Origin of the sequence: Streptomyces sp. NPDC032198, from assembly GCF_040636975.1 — a bacterium.
In the GTDB taxonomy this organism is placed as follows: domain Bacteria; phylum Actinomycetota; class Actinomycetes; order Streptomycetales; family Streptomycetaceae; genus Streptomyces.
Window position 1 is genome coordinate 236,711 of sequence record NZ_JBEZVL010000006.1, and the last position, 15,381, is coordinate 252,091.

General features: G+C 68.0%; 13 protein-coding genes. 8 read left to right on the top strand and 5 right to left on the bottom strand.

Annotation, left to right across the window (positions count from 1 at the left end):
- Positions 1-28: 28 nt before the first annotated feature.
- The 4 genes from AB0E78_RS17790 to AB0E78_RS17805 all read right to left on the bottom strand — a co-directional run bounded on the left by AB0E78_RS17790 (position 29) and on the right by AB0E78_RS17805 (position 5,043).
- Entirely contained in the window at positions 29-1,054 is a 1,026-nt protein-coding gene (locus AB0E78_RS17790; protein WP_361833212.1) for an ABC transporter ATP-binding protein, read from the bottom strand.
- Positions 1,055-1,073: 19 nt separating this feature from the next.
- Positions 1,074-2,054 carry an ABC transporter permease subunit gene (locus AB0E78_RS17795; RefSeq protein ID WP_361833214.1) on the bottom strand — a complete coding sequence of 327 codons (981 nt, stop codon included), beginning with the start codon at positions 2,052-2,054 and terminating at the stop codon, positions 1,074-1,076.
- An 85-nt stretch (positions 2,055-2,139) separates the two neighbouring features.
- Positions 2,140-3,924: an ABC transporter substrate-binding protein gene (locus AB0E78_RS17800; RefSeq protein ID WP_361833216.1), complete on the bottom strand. Its 1,785-nt coding sequence runs from the start codon at positions 3,922-3,924 to the stop codon at positions 2,140-2,142.
- Between the two features lie 93 nt (positions 3,925-4,017).
- A complete protein-coding gene (locus tag AB0E78_RS17805) occupies positions 4,018-5,043 on the bottom strand; it encodes an ABC transporter permease (RefSeq protein WP_361833218.1) in 1,026 nt (341 codons plus the stop codon).
- 373 nt (positions 5,044-5,416) lie between these two features.
- Here AB0E78_RS17805 and AB0E78_RS17810 point away from each other — a divergent pair, with 373 nt between their 5' ends.
- The 5 genes from AB0E78_RS17810 (at position 5,417) to AB0E78_RS17830 (ending at position 11,190) form a co-directional block, all read left to right on the top strand.
- Positions 5,417-7,051 carry an ABC transporter substrate-binding protein gene (locus AB0E78_RS17810; RefSeq protein ID WP_361833220.1) on the top strand — a complete coding sequence of 545 codons (1,635 nt, stop codon included), beginning with the start codon at positions 5,417-5,419 and terminating at the stop codon, positions 7,049-7,051.
- Between the two features lie 66 nt (positions 7,052-7,117).
- A complete protein-coding gene (locus AB0E78_RS17815; RefSeq protein ID WP_361833222.1) occupies positions 7,118-8,041 on the top strand; it encodes an ABC transporter permease in 924 nt (307 codons plus the stop codon).
- The gene (locus tag AB0E78_RS17820) at positions 8,034-9,011 is read left to right on the top strand and encodes an ABC transporter permease (protein ID WP_361833224.1); all 978 of its coding nucleotides are present in this window, start codon (positions 8,034-8,036) and stop codon (positions 9,009-9,011) included. Before AB0E78_RS17815 ends, AB0E78_RS17820 begins: the two co-directional genes overlap by 8 nt.
- 6 nt (positions 9,012-9,017) lie before the next feature.
- Positions 9,018-10,064, top strand: coding sequence for an ABC transporter ATP-binding protein (locus AB0E78_RS17825; protein WP_361833225.1), 1,047 nt, complete (start codon positions 9,018-9,020; stop codon positions 10,062-10,064).
- A 52-nt stretch (positions 10,065-10,116) separates the two neighbouring features.
- Positions 10,117-11,190: a dipeptide ABC transporter ATP-binding protein gene (locus tag AB0E78_RS17830; protein ID WP_361833789.1), complete on the top strand. Its 1,074-nt coding sequence runs from the start codon at positions 10,117-10,119 to the stop codon at positions 11,188-11,190.
- Positions 11,191-11,351: 161 nt separating this feature from the next.
- Here the strand turns inward: AB0E78_RS17830 and AB0E78_RS17835 are convergent, their stop codons facing one another.
- A complete protein-coding gene (locus AB0E78_RS17835; protein ID WP_361833226.1) occupies positions 11,352-13,535 on the bottom strand; it encodes a prolyl oligopeptidase family serine peptidase in 2,184 nt (727 codons plus the stop codon).
- A gap of 149 nt (positions 13,536-13,684) precedes the next feature.
- On the opposite strand from AB0E78_RS17835, the gene AB0E78_RS17840 reads away from it, so the two are divergent.
- From AB0E78_RS17840 to AB0E78_RS17850, 3 genes are all read left to right on the top strand, one after another.
- Positions 13,685-13,879 (top strand): hypothetical protein, encoded by a 195-nt coding sequence (locus AB0E78_RS17840; protein WP_344521425.1) that lies wholly within the window; start codon positions 13,685-13,687, stop codon positions 13,877-13,879.
- Between the two features lie 52 nt (positions 13,880-13,931).
- A complete protein-coding gene (gene mshB / locus AB0E78_RS17845; RefSeq protein ID WP_361833227.1) occupies positions 13,932-14,843 on the top strand; it encodes an N-acetyl-1-D-myo-inositol-2-amino-2-deoxy-alpha-D-glucopyranoside deacetylase in 912 nt (303 codons plus the stop codon).
- Between the two features lie 86 nt (positions 14,844-14,929).
- Positions 14,930-15,298: a DUF6113 family protein gene (locus tag AB0E78_RS17850; RefSeq protein WP_361833791.1), complete on the top strand. Its 369-nt coding sequence runs from the start codon at positions 14,930-14,932 to the stop codon at positions 15,296-15,298.
- The last annotated feature ends 83 nt before the right edge of the window (positions 15,299-15,381 follow it).

Consider the following 15,381-nt stretch of genomic DNA (forward strand, 5'->3'; position numbering starts at 1 on the left):
CGTCGGTCGGTGCGCGTGCCCGGGTGCGTCAGTCGGTGCGCGTGCCCGCGAAGTCAGCGAAGAATTGCGTCCGCTGCTCCGCCGTGAGGTGGCAGGCGGCGCCCCGGCCGTCGGTCAGTTCCAGGAGTGGCTGCTCGTCCGTGCAACGCCCTCCCCCGACCTGCTCGGTGAACGCGCACCGCGGGTGGAAGCGGCAGCCGGAGGGCGGGTTGAGGAGGCTGGGAGGCGTGCCCGGGATCGGCGAGAGCGGCACGTCCACCGGGCCTTCCAGCGAGGGCATGGAGCCCAGCAGGCCCCAGGTGTAGGGGTGCTGAGGCGCCCGCAGGACCTCCTTCTTGGTGCCGCGCTCCACGCACCGGCCGCCGTACATCACCAGGACGTCGTCCGCGATGTCGGCGATGACGCCCAGGTCGTGCGTGATGAAGATGATCGACGTGCCGAACTCCTGCTGCAGGTCCTTCAGGAGGTCCATGATCTGCGCCTGGACGGTCACGTCGAGCGCCGTCGTCGGTTCGTCCGCGACCAGCAGGGCCGGGTTGCAGACCAGCGCCATCGCGATCATCGCGCGCTGGCGCATGCCGCCGGAGAACTGGTGCGGGTAGTCGTCCACGCGCAGGTCGGGCTGGGGGATGCCGACCTTCGTCAGCATCTCGATCGACCGGGCACGGGCCTCCTTCTTGGAGGCGCCGGTGTGCTTGCGGAACGTCTCGCCGATCTGCCGGCCGATGGTGTGGTACGGCGAGAGCGAGGCGAGCGCGTCCTGGAAGATCATCGCCATCTTGTTGCCGCGCAGCTGCTCCAGCTCCCGCTCGGTCGCGACGAGGAGATCCTGGTCGTCGAGCCGGATCTCGCCGTCGATGGCGGTGCTGTCCTTGTGGTGCAGGCCCAGGATGGCGAGGTTGGTCACCGACTTGCCGGAGCCGGACTCGCCGACGATGCCGAGGGTCTTGCCCTTCTCCAGGTCGAAGTCGAGGCCGTCCACGGCCTTGACCATGCCGTCCTCGGTGGAGAAGTGGACGCGCAGGTCGCGTACGGACAGGAAAGGGGTGCTCATCAGATCTCTCTCCTGAGCCCTAGGCGAGGCGCACGCGCGGGTCGATCAGCGCGTACAGGGCGTCGACGATGATGTTGAAGATGACGATCGCGGCGGCTGCCACGAGGACGACGCCGAGCAGCAGCGGCAGGTCGCTGGTGTCGACCGCCTTCACCGACAGCTCGCCGATGCCGTGCAGGGCGAAGGTCTTCTCGGTGATGATCGCGCCGCCGAGGAGCACGCCGAGGTCGAGGCCGAAGATCGTGACGATCGGGCCCATGGCGCCGCGCCAGGCGAAGCGGAAGAAGACCGTGCGGCGCGAGAGCCCCTTGGCGCGAGCCGTGCGGACGTAGTCCTCGCTCATCGTCTCGACCAGCTGCGAGCGGGCCATGCGTGTGTAGTTCGCGGTGAAGATGAGCGCGAGCACGAGCCAGGGGATCAGCAGTCCGGAGAACCACTTGGCGGGGTTCTCCGAGATGGGTGTGTACGTGGGCCGGTCCAGCAAGTGCAACTGGTCGGTGAGGAGGTACACGGCGAAGACGCCGACGACGTAGATCTGCATCGAGGACGCGACGAGCGATGCCGATGACGCGATCTTGTCGAGGGCCTTGCCCTGCTTGACGGCGGCCAGCATGCCGGTGCCCACACCGAAGATGACGAACACGACCGCGGCGCCCATCGAGAGGGAGACGGTGGTCGGGAAGCGGTCGAGGATGGTGGCGAGGACGGGCTCACGGTTACGGAACGAGTAGCCGAGGCAGGGCGCGTCACAGAAGCCGTACGAGTCGTAGTCGCGGCCGACGAACAGGCCCTCGAACCAGTGCCAGTACTGCACGGGCAGCGGATCGGCGATCCCCAGGTTGTGCTTCACCAGCGCCAGCGTGTCGGGCGGGCAGACCTTGCCGCAGGCCAGGCGCGCGGGATCGCGCGGGGCCGCGTAGAAGAGGAGGAAGACGATCGCGCTGATGACCAGCAGGATCACCGCGCCGCCGATGATGCGGCGAATGAGGAAGCGGAGCATGGCAGTTGGGATTCCTGACGGATGCCGTTAGGGAGGTGGGGTCCGGGGCGGGCTCCCCGTGGGGAGCCCGCCCCGGGGGCGGGCGTCAGGCCTTGACGTACGTCTTGCAGAGCAGCGTCGCGGCGAACTGCGGGTCGTGGATGGCGCCGCCGACCTTGGAGCCGTGCAGGTACCAGCGGCGCTGGTAGGTCTCCGGGATGATCGGCACGACCTCCTTCATGATCCGCTTGTCGAGCGCGGCCCAGGCCTTGCCGGCTTCCTTCGGGTCCGCGATGACGGCGTTCTTCTTGATCGCCTCATTGATCCAGGGGATGTCCACCTGCGAGATGTTGTTCTGGCCGTCACCGATCGCCGAGCCGTCGAAGAGCGGCTGGATCAGGGTGTAGGCGGTCGGCCAGTCCGGGGACCAGCCGAACCACATCACGTCGAACTTGTTGTCCAGGCGCTGTGCCTGGTCGTAGAAGTCCGTCGAGTTGAGCGGCTTGATGACCGGGTCGAAGCCCGCGGCCTTCAGGTTCTTCTCGATGACGATCTTGGTCTTGTCGTACGTGGGACGCCGCGGGAAGGCGTAGACGATCTTGGTGCCGAGCTTGCCGGCCTTCTTCAGGATCTCGTGGGCCCGCTTCACGTCGCCCTCCGGCTTGTCCAGCTTGCCGTAGAGGTCGAACTTCTCGCGGCCCAGGATGTCGGGGCTGAGGATCGTCGTCGCGTAGTCACCCGCGGAGGTGCCGCCGTAGATCTTGCGGCTCTGCTCCAGGGGCCAGGCGATGAGGAGGGCCTTGCGCACCTCGAGGTCCGTGACGCGCTTCATGTTGATGGCGAAGTAGTAGGTGCCCGACGAGAGGCCGTTGAAGCTGCGCTCCTTGATGTCCGGCGTGGTGAGCACCTTCTGCATGCGCTCGGCGGGGATGGGCTCGTAGATGGCGACCATCTGCTGGTCGTTGCCCTGGTCCGCGATGAAGCGGTCGTTGGACTCCAGGCCGGTCGGTCCGAACTCGAACTCGAAGCTGTCCGGGTAGGCGTTGCGGATCGGGTCGGTCTTCGGGTCCCAGTGCTTGTTGCGCGTCAGCGTCATCGACTTGTCGATGGTGCGGTGCTTGACGATGTACGGGCCGCAGGAGAAGGGCGCCTTGTCGTACTTCTCCTTGGTGTCGTGCTTCACGGGCGTCGCCGCGTACGAGTGCATCGCCAGCGTGAAGTTGAACTCCGGGCGGGCTTCCGCCAAGTGGAAGGTGATGGTCTTCTTCGCCTTGTCGGTGACGATCGAGTCCAGGTGCTTGCCCTTGTACGGGCCCTCGTACGCGTCACGCCACTTGCCGCCCTTGCCCGTCAGCGCCTGCTGGGCGTAGATGGCGCCTTCGGTGATGAACGGGGCCCAGCCACGCTCGAAGCCGTGCCGGACGTCGTCGACCGTGAGCTCGCTGCCGTCCTGCCACTTCAGCCCGTCCTTGAGCGTGAAGGTCCAGGTCTTGTTGTCGTCGGACGCGGTGCCCGCGTCGGTGGCGAGGTCGCCGACCAGGGTCTGATGGCCCTTCATGTCGGTGTAGTAGCCGGTGAGGCAGCGCGCGTAGAGGTTGGCGAAGGAGGAGTTGTACGCGAAGTAGATGCGCTGCGGGTCCAGGTGCGACGCGTCGTCCTCGGCGACGCCGTAGATCGTGCCGCCCTTCTTCCCGCCGGGGACCTCGGGCGCGGGCCCGGTCGAGTCCTCCTTGGTGCCGATCTTCACGGTCGCGTTCGTGTACTCGGTGGTACCGCCGTGCGATCCGCCCTTGCCGCCGCCCGAGTCGCCGCTGCTGCACGCGGACAGGACGAGCGAACCGCCCGCTGCCACGGACGTCGAGATGAGGAGGTTTCTGCGTGAGATTGCCATGTGGCTACCAACCCTGAGTGAAGGAGTAAGAGCGGAGGGCGGACCGGCGCGGCCCCGTCGCGCATGCCGGTCCCGGGGAGGTCCCGGGGAGTGTCAGCGTTTGGTCTTCGGGTCGAGTGCGTCGCGCACCGAGTCGCCGAGGAGGTTGAAGGCCACCACGAAGATCACCATGGCGAGGCCGGGGAACACCATGAAGGTGATGTCGTCCTGGTAGTACTTCGAGCCGTTCTGGATCATCACTCCCCAGTCCGGCGTGGGCTCCTCGAGTCCGACACCGAGGAAGGCGAGTCCCGCCTCGGCGGTGACGAACAGGGGCAGCGCGAGCGTCGCCTGAATCAGGATCGGCGTCCACAGATTGGGCAGCAGCTCCTTGAAGATGATGCGCGCCGGAGACGCTCCCGTGACCTTGGCCGCCTCCACGAACTCCCGCTCGCGCAGGGCGAGTACCTCACCACGCAGCAGGCGGGCCATGGGGGCCCAGCCGAAGGCGGTCATCACAGTGATGAGGCTGGTGACGGTCAGCCAGAGCGGGATCTTGTCCTCGGGGCTGACCAGGATCGAGATCATCACTGGGAAGAAGGCGATGTAGAAGAGCGTGGAGGGGAAGGCGAGCAGGATGTCGATGACCCGGCCGATGAGGTAGTCGGTCTTGCCGCCGAGGTATCCGGCGGTGACGCCGACCGTGATCCCGAGCAGTGTCACCAGGATCGTCGTCACGGCCGCGATCAGAAGGGAGTTGCGGATCCCGTAGAGGAGGAACGTGAAGACATCCCGGCCGAGCACCGGCTCGACGCCGAACCAGAAGTCGCCGTCGATGCCGCCGTTGGGCTTGACCGGGTAGTTGAAGTCGTTGAGCAGCCCTGGCTGGTCAAGTCCGTAGGTGTCGTACGGGTTCTTCCCGTACACCGCCGCGATCAGCGGCGCGCAGAGCGCGATGACGAAGAAGAAGAGCACCACGCACGCGGCGATGACACCCGACCTGTCTCTCTTGAACCGCGTCCATGCGAGTCGGCCAGGCGAACGGCCTTTGCTGCCCTGGTTCTTGGGCGAGCCTGGTATGCCGTCAGTTTCGTCCGTCACTTCAAGTGCGGCTGAGGCGGCGGATGTCGGAGTGGTCATGGCGCTCCTGGGTGGCCCGATGGGGTCGTGGGATTCCGCAGGAGGAAAGTCCCCACGGGCTGGGCGCGACCTTCGCAAGGCATTTATGGCGCGGTCAATGAATCCTGTTCCTCCTTGGAGGGCTCTTGAGATCCTTGGCTAGAACTTGACCGTAGGTATGGGTGGTATTTGCCTTCGCGTAATCAAGCGTGATGGACAACCCGGGGTGTTCCGGTCGAACCCGGCAATGTGTCCGATATCTGAGCTGAGCTGTCTGTCATGCGTACGGCCGAAGAGGTCCCGAACCCATACGGACGCGGCAAATGTGCATGTCCTTACTGATACGGCGATATTTGGTGATAGCACCGGACAGCATCAGGACAGGAGACTCTCCATGCGTGGAGCCACGCACGCCAAGTGGGCCGCATGTGCGGTGACCGTCGCTCTCGCGGCGACCGCCTGCGGCGGAGGCGGGGACAGCGGCGGTGGTGGCGGCGACGGCTCCGGGATCGTGGGGTCCTCCTGGGGTGATCCGCAGAACCCGCTGGAGCCCGCCAACACCAATGAGGTGCAGGGCGGCAAGGTGCTCGACATGATCTTCCGGGGTCTCGTGCGGTACGACCCGAAGACCGGCGAGGCCAAGAACATGGTCGCCGACAAGATCGACACCAAGGACTCGCAGAACTTCACCGTGAAGCTCAAGGACGGCTGGAAGTTCAGCAACGGCGAGAAGGTCACCGCGAAGTCCTTCGTCGACGCCTGGAATTACGGCGCGCACCTGAAGAACAACCAGAAGAACGCCTACTTCTTCGGTTACATCGAGGGCTACGACAAGGTGCACCCGGAGAAGGGTGACGCGAGCGCCGACAAGCTCTCCGGGCTGAAGGTCGTCGACGACAAGACCTTCACCGTCAAGCTCACGCAGAAGTTCTCCACCTGGCCCAAGACCCTCGGCTATCCGGCCTTCGCGCCGCTGCCCAAGACGTTCTACGACGACCACGACGCCTGGCTCGCCAAGCCGGTCGGAAACGGCCCGTACACCGTGGACTCGTACGACAAGGGCTCCAAGATGTCCCTGCGGAAGTGGGACGACTACAGCGGCGAGGACAAGGCGAAGAACGGCGGTGTGGACCTCAAGGTCTACACCGACAACAACACCGCCTATACGGACCTGATGGCGGGGAACCTCGACCTCGTCGACGACGTTCCGGCGTCGCAGCTCAAGAACGCCAAGAGCGATCTGGGTGACCGCTACATCAACACCCCCGCGGGCATCATCCAGACGCTTGCTTTCCCGTTCTACGACAGCAAGTGGTCGAAGGACGGAATGGAGAAGGTCCGCCAGGGGCTCTCCATGGCGATCAACCGCAAGCAGATCACCGAGACCATTTTCCAGAAGACCCGTACCCCCGCCACCGACTGGACATCGCCGGTGCTCGGCGAGGCCGGCGGCTACAAGTCCGGGCTCTGCGGCGACCCCTGCAAGTACGACGCGGACAAGGCGAAGAAGCTGATCGCGGACGGTGGCGGCATTCCCGGCGGCACGCTGAAGATCACGTACAACGCGGACACCGGCTCGCACAAGGAATGGGTCGACGCCGTCTGCAACTCGATCAACAAGGCTCTCGGAAACGACAAGTCCTGTGTCGGAAGCCCGGTCGGCACCTTCGCCGACTTCCGCAGCAAGGCCTCCCAGCAGAAGCTGGACGGCGCCTGGCGCGCGGGCTGGCAGATGGACTACCCGCTGATCCAGAACTTCCTGCAGCCGCTGTACTACACGGACGCACCGTCCAACGACGGCAAGTGGTCGAACAGGGAATTCGACAAGCTCGTCGACAAGGCCAACTCCGAGACCGACACCAAAAAGGCCGTCTCCACGTTCCAGGACGCCGAAAAGGTGCTCGCCGATCAGATGGCGGTCATTCCTCTCTGGTACCAGAACGGCAGCGCCGGCTACTCGGACAAGGTCTCCGACGTGGCACTGAACCAGTTCAGCGTCCCGGTCTACAACGAGATCAAGGTCAGCTGAGGCCCAGGGAGCGGTCGTCCGGCGATGGGTGCCGGACGACCGCTCCCATTACTTCCGGAGCCCCTCATGGGACGTTATGTGATCCGGCGTCTGCTGCAGATGATCCCGGTCTTCTTCGGCGCCACGCTGCTGATCTTCCTGATGGTGAACGTGATGGGCGACCCCGTCGCGGGACTCTGCGGGGACCGAAAGTGCGACCCCGCGACGGCCGCCCAGCTGAAGAAGGAGTTCGGCCTCGATAAGCCGGTGTGGCAGCAGTACGCGACCTACATGGGCAATGTCTTCACCGGTGACTTCGGGACCGCCTTCAACGGCCAGAAGGTCACCGAGCTGATGTCGACGGCCTTCCCGCTCACGATCCGCCTGACGCTCGTCGCGATCGTCTTCGAGATCGTCATCGGCATCTCGCTGGGCGTCGTCACCGGGCTGCGGCGCGGGCGTCCCATCGACACCGTCGTCCTGCTCCTGACGCTCGTCGTCATCGCGATCCCCACCTTCGTCACCGGCCTGCTGCTCCAACTGCTGCTCGGCGTCGAATGGGGCGTGATCAAACCCTCCGTCTCCTCGGAGGCGCCCGTCAACGAACTCATCGTGCCGGGACTCGTGCTCGCCTCGGTTTCCCTGGCGTACGTCACCCGGCTCACCCGGACCTCCATCGCCGAGAACCGCAGGGCGGACTACGTCCGCACGGCCATCGCCAAGGGGCTCCCGAGACGCCGCGTCATCACCCGGCACCTGCTACGGAATTCACTCATCCCGGTGGTCACCTTCATCGGCACGGACATCGGCGCCCTGATGGGCGGCGCGATCGTCACCGAGCGGATCTTCAACATCCACGGCGTCGGCTTCCAGCTCTATCAGGGGATCCTCCGCCAGAGCACCCAGACCGTCGTCGGCTTCGTGACCGTACTCGTCCTGGTCTTCCTGGTGGCCAACCTGATCGTCGACCTCCTGTACGCCGTACTCGACCCGAGGATCCGTTATGCCTGACCCCCGAGAGCCAGACGGTGCCATCGCCCCGACCGGTGCGGGTGGCGCGATGGACCTCGCGGCGACCGAGGGGTCGACGCTGGACAAGGTCCCCGGCGGCCCCGAAGGCACCGGTCCTTCGGCACCGGCCCGCAGCCTGTGGTCGGACGCCTGGCACGAGCTGCGACGGAACCCGATCTTCATCATCTCGGGCCTCATCATTCTCTTCCTCGTCTTCATCTCGCTCTGGCCGTCCGCGATCGCCTCCGGCAATCCGCTCGACTGCAACCTCGCCGACGCCCAGAAGAGCTCCACCTCCGGCCACCCCTTCGGCTTCGACGGACAGGGCTGCGACGTCTACACGCGGACCGTGTACGGCGCCCGCGCCTCGGTCACCGTCGGCGTCTGCGCCACGCTCGGTGTCGCGATCCTGGGCAGCGTGCTGGGCGGGCTCGCCGGCTTCTTCGGCGGGTTCTGGGACGCGATCCTCTCCCGGATCACCGACGTCTTCTTCGCCATCCCCGTCGTACTCGGCGGCCTGGTGCTCCTCTCCGTCGTCACCAGCAACACCGTCTGGCCGGTGATCGGCTTCATGGTCCTGCTCGGCTGGCCGCAGCTCTCGCGCATCGCCCGCGGGTCCGTCATCACCGCCAAGCAGAACGACTACGTCCAGGCGGCGCGCGCGCTCGGCGCCTCCAACTCGCGGATGCTGCTCCGGCACATCGCGCCGAACGCGATCGCACCGGTGATCGTGGTCGCCACCATCGCGCTCGGCACGTACATCGCCCTGGAGGCGACCCTCTCGTACCTCGGCGTGGGTCTGAAGCCGCCGACCGTGAGCTGGGGCATCGACATCTCGGCCGCCTCCCAGTACATCCGCAACGCCCCGCACATGCTGCTCTGGCCCGCCGGAGCCCTGGCGATCACCGTGCTCGCGTTCATCATGCTCGGCGACGCGGTGCGCGACGCCCTCGACCCGAAGCTGAGGTAGGCGCCCATGGCAACCGTGGCATCCGAGGCATCAGCGGCGCCCACCCCGGGGGCGTCCAAGCTGCTCGAAGTGCGCGACCTGCACGTGGAGTTCCGGACCAGGGACGGTGTCGCCAAGGCCGTCAACGGCGTCGACTACAGCGTCGCCGAGGGCGAGACGCTGGCCGTGCTCGGCGAGTCCGGCTCCGGCAAGTCCGTGACGGCTCAAGCGATCATGGGCATCCTCGACATGCCGCCCGGAAAGATCACCGGCGGCGAGATCCTCTTCAAGGGCCAGGACCTCCTCAAGCTCAAGGCGGAGGAGCGGCGCAAGACGCGCGGCGCGGGCATGGCGATGATCTTCCAGGACGCCCTGTCTTCGCTGAACCCCGTGGTCAGCGTCGGCCAGCAGCTCGGCGAGATGTACGTCGTCCATCAGGGGATGTCCCGCAAGGACGCCAAGGCCAAGGCCGTCGAGCTGATGGACCGCGTACGCATCCCGGCGGCGAAGGAACGGGTCGGGCAGTATCCGCACCAGTTCAGCGGCGGCATGCGCCAGCGCATCATGATCGCCATGGCGATGGCCCTCGAACCGTCGCTGATCATCGCCGACGAACCGACCACCGCCCTGGACGTGACCGTCCAGGCCCAGGTGATGGACCTCCTCGCCGAGCTCCAGCGCGAACTGCACATGGGCCTGATCCTCATCACGCACGACCTGGGCGTCGTGGCGGACGTCGCCGACAACATCGCCGTCATGTACGCGGGCCGCATCGTCGAGAAGGCGCCCGTGCACGAGATCTACCGGGCGCCCGCGCACCCGTACACGCGCGGTCTGCTCGAGTCGATCCCCCGGCTCGACCAGAAGGGCCAGGAGCTCTACGCGATCAAAGGCCTGCCGCCCAACCTCATGAACATCCCACCGGGCTGCGCCTTCAACCCCCGCTGCCCGATGGCACAGGACGTCTGCAGGACCGACGAGCCGCCGCTCTATGAGGTGGCGTACGAGGGCCTGGCCGCCGACCGCCGGAGCGCCTGCCACTTCTGGAAGGAGACGCTCGATGCCGCACGGTGAGCACATCAGCAAGAAGCAGCTGGAGGAGGAGGGCGAGACCGCGCGGCAGCTGATGGACAAGGCGCGGGCGGAGCACGAGTTCGCCGCGCTCGGCTCGGCGTCGGGCCGCGAGCCGATCCTCCAGGTGCGGGGTCTGGTCAAGCACTACCCGCTCACCCAGGGCATCGTCATCCGCAAGCAGATCGGCGCCGTCAAGGCCGTCGACGGCGTGGACTTCGACCTCGGCCGGGGTGAGACGCTCGGCATCGTGGGGGAGTCGGGCTGCGGCAAGTCGACCGTCGCGAAGATGCTGGTCAATCTGGAGCGGCCGACGGCGGGCGAGATCCGCTACAAGGGCGAGGACATCAGCAAGCTGTCCGGGCGTGCGCTGAAGGCCGTGCGCCGCAACATCCAGATGGTCTTCCAGGACCCCTACACCTCGCTGAATCCCCGGATGACGGTCGGCGACATCATCGGGGAGCCGTACGAGATCCATCCGGAGGTCGCGCCGAAGGGCTCGCGGCGGCAGAGGGTGCGGGAGCTCCTCGACGTGGTCGGGCTCAACCCCGAGTACATCAACCGGTATCCGCACCAGTTCTCCGGCGGCCAGCGACAGCGCATCGGGATCGCGCGCGGCCTGGCCCTGCGCCCCGAGATCATCGTGGCCGACGAGCCGGTATCGGCGCTCGACGTCTCGGTGCAGGCGCAGGTGGTGAACCTCCTGGACAAGCTGCAGAACGAGTTCGACCTGTCGTACGTGTTCATCGCGCACGACCTCTCGATCGTGCGGCACATCTCCGACCGGGTCGGCGTGATGTACCTGGGGCGGATCGTCGAGATCGGCTCCGACGCGGAGATCTACGAGCACCCGACGCATCCGTACACGCAGGCGCTGCTCTCGGCGGTGCCGGTGCCCGACCCCGAGGCGCGGGACCACCGGGAGCGGATCATCCTGAGCGGCGACGTGCCATCGCCCGCCAATCCACCCTCGGGCTGCCGCTTCCGCACCCGGTGCTGGAAGGCGCAGGAGCGGTGCGCGCTTGAGGTGCCTGCGCTGGCCGTCCCAGCGGAATTCCGCGACGTCACAGGCCCGGCGGCCCACGACTCGGCGTGCCACTTCGCGGAGGAGAAACAGGTGGTGCCGTAGTCGCCGCGCGCCTCACGGGGGGCCCGGAGTCGCCTTAACACGCGAGCAACCGCACCGTCGCGCCGGCGATATACGCACGCGGCAGGCTGAAGAACGTACGGCCGTGCGGGTGCCGTGGATCGGCCGGGGTGTGCCATGTCGCCCCGGCCGATCGCCGTTCCCTAGGGCCGGGGAAGGCCCAGCGAGCGCTTCAGGAAGTCCACCTGAAGCAGCAGCAGATTCTCCGCGACCTGTTCCTGCGGGGTCATGTGCGTGACCCCGGAGAGCGGCAGGACCTCGTGCGGGCGCCCCGCGGCAAGCAGCGCCGACGACAGCCGCAGCGCGTGCGCCACCACCACGTTGTCGTCCGCGAGGCCGTGCACGATCATCAGCGGCCGGTGCGGCTCCTCCGGTGCCACCAGACCCTCGTCGGTGACGAGCGAGCTCAGGGCGTACGGCGCCGGGTCCTCCGAGGGGTTGCCCAGATACCGCTCCGTGTAGTGCGTGTCGTACAGCTGCCAGTCCGTCACCGGCGCCCCCGCCACCCCCGCGTGGAAGACGTCGGGGCGGCGCAGGACAGCGAGCCCCGCGAGGTAACCGCCGTAGGACCAGCCCCGGATGGCGACCCGGTCCAGGTCGAGGGGGTGGTCGGCGGCCAGTCCCTGCAGCGCGTCCACCTGGTCGTCCAGGGTGAGCGTGAAGTCCCGGCGGATCTCCTTCTCCCAGGCGGGGGAGCGGCCCGGGGTGCCCCGGCCGTCCGCGACGACCACCGCGAAGCCCTGGTCGGCGAACCACTGGGACGTGAGGTACGGGTTGTGGGCGGCGAGCACCCGCTGGCCGTGCGGGCCGCCGTACGGATCGAGGAGCACGGGCAGGGGGCCCGAACCCTCCTCGTAGTCCGTGGGGAGCAGGACGGCGCACGGGATCTTGCGTGCGCCCCCTTCGGTAAGAGTCACGCGCGGGGTGAGCCCCGGACGCCGCGCGTATGAGGCGACGGTCGCCACCTGCTTGCCGTCGCGCAGTACCTGGACGCGGGAGCCCGGCTGGTCGAGGGTGGCCGACACGAGGACCGTGAGGCCGCCCGCGCGCACCGCCGAGTGCACCCCGGGTTCGGCGGAGACGCGCTCGACGCCCAGTTCGTTGACCCGGTAGACGTGCACCTCGCCGGTCTCCGGGGACGCGGCGGCCGCGCCCGCCGACGCCGAGATCAGCACGTCCTCGTCCGCCACGTCGAGCACCGCGCGGACGTGCAGCTGCGGCCCCGTCAGCGGGCGTTCGCCCACCGCGAGGACCCGCGCGCCGCCCTCGTCCACGATCCGCACCAGACGCCCGCTGGGGGACCAGGACGGGGCGCCGGGGAAGAGCTCCAGCCACTGCGGATCTTCCTCCGCGTGCACCATGCGGGTCGACCCGTCGTCCGGGTCCACCGCCAGATAGAGCTGGCTGAGCTGGTCCCTGGACTGGACGAGGAGCAGCGGCGCCCCGGCCGACGACCAGTGCACGCGCGCCAGATACGGGTAGCGGGCGCGGTCCCACATCACCTCGGTGCGCGCGCCGTCCAACGTCACGACGAAGAGGCGCACGTCCGCGTTGGCCGTGCCCGCCGCCGGGTACGCGACCCGCGCGGGCTCCGTCTCCGGGTGCGCGGGATCGGCGATCCACCAGCGCCTCACCGGGGCGTCGTCGGCGCGTGCGACCAGGAGACGGTCCGATTCCGGCGACCACCAGAAGCCCCGCGAACGCTGCATCTCCTCGGCCGCGATGAACTCCGCGAGGCCGTACGTCACGGTCTCGTTCTCGACGGAGTCCGGCTCCGGCGCCACGAGTGCCCGGTCGCCCTCCCCGTCGGCGCCCGTCACCCGCAGGGCGCCCCCGGCGACGTACGCGATGTGGCGGCCGTCCGGCGAGGGGCGCGGGTCGATCACCGGTGCGGGGGCGGGCAGTTCGCGCGCCGTGCCCACGCGCAGCTCCGCCGCGAAGAGCCGCCCGGAGAGCGCGAAGGCGGCGAGCTCCACCGCCGCGTCCGTCGCGTAGCCCACGATGCCCGCGCCGCCCTCGCGGCTGCGTTCACGGCGGGCCCGTTCCTCGGCGGAGAGCCGCTCGACGGCGCCCTTCAACAGGGCCTGGGGGTCGGCCGCGACCCGCTCGGCAGCGCCGTCCGTCAGGTCCAGGACCCAGAGTTGGTTCGCCCGGTCGGTGCCCGACGACGAGCGCAGGAAGGTGACCCGGGACCCGTCCGGCGCCACCGTGAACGCGCGGGGCGCACCGAGAGTGAAGCGTTGCGTGCGGGCGTGCAGACGGGGGAAGGAGAGCCGCTGCGTGTGACTCTCGGCGGGCCCGGCGGATCCGGGCGTCTCGGTGGTCATCGTCCGAGCCTAGAGGGCATGCGCCCCCTTGTGCTGCCGTGCTCCGAGTCATGCGGACCCACGGATAGTTATGATCCGTAGCGCTTAGTGGGTATGTACCTGCTGGCGTCCGCACTGGTGCAGGGTCTGGGACTTGGAGGTGAGCCGCCGTGGCACTCTCGATTTCGGCGGTGGTGCTGCTGGCGATCATTGTCTTCTTGCTGGTCAAGAAGTCAGGGTTGAAAGCGGGCCACATGATCGTCTGTGTCTTGCTCGGCTTCTATCTGGCGAGTTCCTCCATCGCCCCGACGATCAACGAGCTGACGACGAACGTGGCGGGGATGATCGGCGACATCAAGTTCTGATCCCTTCGCATCACATTCCGATCGTCGCGCGGGGTGCTCGTAGGGTGGTCCCATGACGGAACTGCCCGCCCGGCGTCTGCTGCTCGTGCACGCGCACCCCGACGACGAGTCGATCAACAATGGCGCGACGATGGCCAAGTACGTGGCCGACGGCGTCCACGTCACGCTGGTGACCTGCACGCTGGGCGAGGAGGGCGAGGTCATCCCGCCCGACCTCGCCCATCTCGCGCCCGACCGCGAGGACGCGCTCGGGCCGCAGCGCATCGGCGAGCTGGCCACCGCGATGAAGGAGCTGGGGGTCACCGACCACCGCTTCCTCGGCGGCACCGGCCGCTACCGCGACTCCGGGATGATGGGCATCGAGCAGAACCACCGTGCCGGCGCCTTCTGGTCGGCCGATCTCGACGAAGCCGCCGCGCACCTCGTCGAGGTGATCCGCGAGGTGCGGCCCCAGGTCCTCGTGACGTACGACCCGGACGGCGGATACGGCCACCCCGACCACATCCAGGCCCACCGGGTCGCGATGCGCGCCGCGGACCTCGCGGCCGAGGGCGCCTTCCGCGCCGATCTCGGCGAACCGCACACCATCCGCAAGATCTACTGGAACCGTGCGCCGCGTACCGTCGTCGAAGAGCGGTTCCGGTGGATGGAGGGTGCTCTGCGGCACTCCCCGTTCACGACCCCCGGCGTGGTCGCGGACGTCCCCGGTGTGACGGACGACGAACGGATCACGGCGGAGATCGACGGGACCGCCTTCGCCCGGGCGAAGGCGGCGGCGATGCGCGCGCATGCCACGCAGATCGAGGTACAGGGCCCGCTCTTCGTCCTGTCGAACGGGCTCGCGCAGCCGATCTTCGACGTGGAGTACTACGAGTTGGTGCGAGGAGAAACCGGTGCGGTGGACGGCGAGCGTGAGACGGATCTGTTCGCGGGGCTCGAAGGGGCAGGGGTGACGGCGCTGTGAGTACTCGTTCGCGTGCCACGTCGGCGCCGGGTTCCGGTTCGTCGTCCGCCGCCGCCCCGCCCGGCGGCAGCGCCCTCGCCCAGCCGCTGAATTTCGGCCGTATCGCCGCGTACGGAGGCCTCTTCGTGCTCGGCGCGGTCGTCGGCGCCGCTGGTGCGCTGGTCCAAGGGGGCTGGTTCCCGGGCGGGTTGCTGCTCGCGCTCCTGGGGGCCGCCGGGCTCTTCCACGGCGGGGTGCGGGCCATCGGTACCAGAGCGGGGGCGGTGGCGCCGGCGGCGGGCTGGCTCGTCTCCGTCATGCTGCTCACGGCCAGCCGCCCCGAGGGGGACTTCCTCTTCGGCGCGGGACTCGGCTCGTACGCCTTCCTGCTCGGCGGGATGGCGGTCGCTGTGATGTGTGCCACCCTCGGCCAGTGGCCGCAACCAGTCGGGCCCGCCGCCCGACTTGGCAAGTGACGTACCACTTCAGCCCGTGTGCCGCACGGGTTTGACGGCGGTCACAGGATGACTGCCGACGGCGGCCAGTATGGTGGTGCGCG

Coding starts and splice junctions, on each gene's coding strand:
- AB0E78_RS17790 (WP_361833212.1), bottom strand. CDS start 1,054: ATGAGCACCCCTTTCCTGTCCGTACGCGACCTGCGCGTCCACTTCTCC.
- AB0E78_RS17830 (WP_361833789.1), top strand. CDS start 10,117: ATGGACAAGGCGCGGGCGGAGCACGAGTTCGCCGCGCTCGGCTCGGCG.
- AB0E78_RS17815 (WP_361833222.1), top strand. CDS start 7,118: ATGGGACGTTATGTGATCCGGCGTCTGCTGCAGATGATCCCGGTCTTC.
- mshB (WP_361833227.1), top strand. CDS start 13,932: ATGACGGAACTGCCCGCCCGGCGTCTGCTGCTCGTGCACGCGCACCCC.
- AB0E78_RS17800 (WP_361833216.1), bottom strand. CDS start 3,924: ATGGCAATCTCACGCAGAAACCTCCTCATCTCGACGTCCGTGGCAGCG.
- AB0E78_RS17805 (WP_361833218.1), bottom strand. CDS start 5,043: ATGACCACTCCGACATCCGCCGCCTCAGCCGCACTTGAAGTGACGGAC.
- AB0E78_RS17795 (WP_361833214.1), bottom strand. CDS start 2,054: ATGCTCCGCTTCCTCATTCGCCGCATCATCGGCGGCGCGGTGATCCTG.
- AB0E78_RS17825 (WP_361833225.1), top strand. CDS start 9,018: ATGGCAACCGTGGCATCCGAGGCATCAGCGGCGCCCACCCCGGGGGCG.
- AB0E78_RS17810 (WP_361833220.1), top strand. CDS start 5,417: ATGCGTGGAGCCACGCACGCCAAGTGGGCCGCATGTGCGGTGACCGTC.
- AB0E78_RS17835 (WP_361833226.1), bottom strand. CDS start 13,535: ATGACCACCGAGACGCCCGGATCCGCCGGGCCCGCCGAGAGTCACACG.
- AB0E78_RS17820 (WP_361833224.1), top strand. CDS start 8,034: ATGCCTGACCCCCGAGAGCCAGACGGTGCCATCGCCCCGACCGGTGCG.